Raw genomic sequence first — 1,084 nt, 5'->3', positions numbered from 1 at the left:
TCAGTGCCGTTCAGCGAGGCGCTCATCTTACCTTGGCGCCGGTCGTTGTCAAGCGCTGTCTCTACCAGAGAGTTAAAGCCACTTTTCAACTCGCTAAACTGGCAGACGCCCATACTTAATCAGCGTTGCTTTTCTTGTTCAGCGGCGGCGCATTTTACATCGCTAAACCAAACTGTCAATCAATATTTTATTGACTGCACTGCTGCCTGTTAACAATGGAATGTTGCGCCGAAGAAGTGGATCGAATTATACGTCCGAAACCTACTATTACAATAGGGGATTAATACCTAATACTCATTGCTGGTCATATAAATACACAATGATTCCAGCGTCGAATGACGTTTGTAATCTTACCTTACGAGCTGCTTGTTCAGGCCCTGAAAAAATCGAACGCAACGACATCCGCAATCTTCTTTTTGTTCAGCATTAACATCAGGAGACGATCAAGTCCTATGGCAACGCCGGCGCAATCGGGCATACCTGACCTCAGGCTTTCAATAAGACGATGATCGTAGGGGTAAACAGGTTTACCCTGTTCTTTGCGTTTAATTTGCTCTGTCCGGAAACGCGTTTGCTGCTCTTCGGCATGGGTCAGTTCATGGTAACCATTGGCCAGTTCAACACCGTTAGTAAAAAGCTCGAATCGCGCAGCCACCTGATCACCTTGATCATTCGTATGAAGCCGGGCCAGGGCGGCCATACTGGCTGGGTAGTCGTAGACGTAAACGCCATTAAGCTCACCGGCCCTGCCGAGGCCCAGCTCAGGCTCAATCCTATTTGAAAACAACAGATCAAGGCAGTCATTTCTTCCCAGACCTGACAGTCCCTTATCTACGTGTTTTTGAACCAGAGCAGAAAGCACTTCATCCGATGCGCCGTGAGGATTCAGCCCCAGTTTTTCCTGAAAGACTTTCCCATAACTGACTCTTTTTACCTCTTTAAAGGCTGTGACTGACGACAACAGTAATGTCATGTCATCCATTAATTGATGCTGATCCATGCCAAGCCGGTAATATTCAAGCATAGTGAATTCAGGATTGTGCCGCCCACCCGCTTCACCATTACGGAATACTCGACCCAGAGA

Annotated in this window: 1 protein-coding gene; it reads right to left on the bottom strand. The window is 47.4% G+C overall.

Annotated features, from left to right (window positions below):
- Positions 1-370 precede the first annotated feature (370 nt).
- A partial coding sequence (locus KDK18_RS02460; protein WP_257252947.1) for an EF-P lysine aminoacylase GenX occupies positions 371-1,084 on the bottom strand: 714 nt, incomplete at its 5' end.

It is taken from the genome of Endozoicomonas sp. SESOKO3, from assembly GCF_024606255.1.
This window is presented reverse-complemented; position numbering and strand designations above follow the sequence as displayed.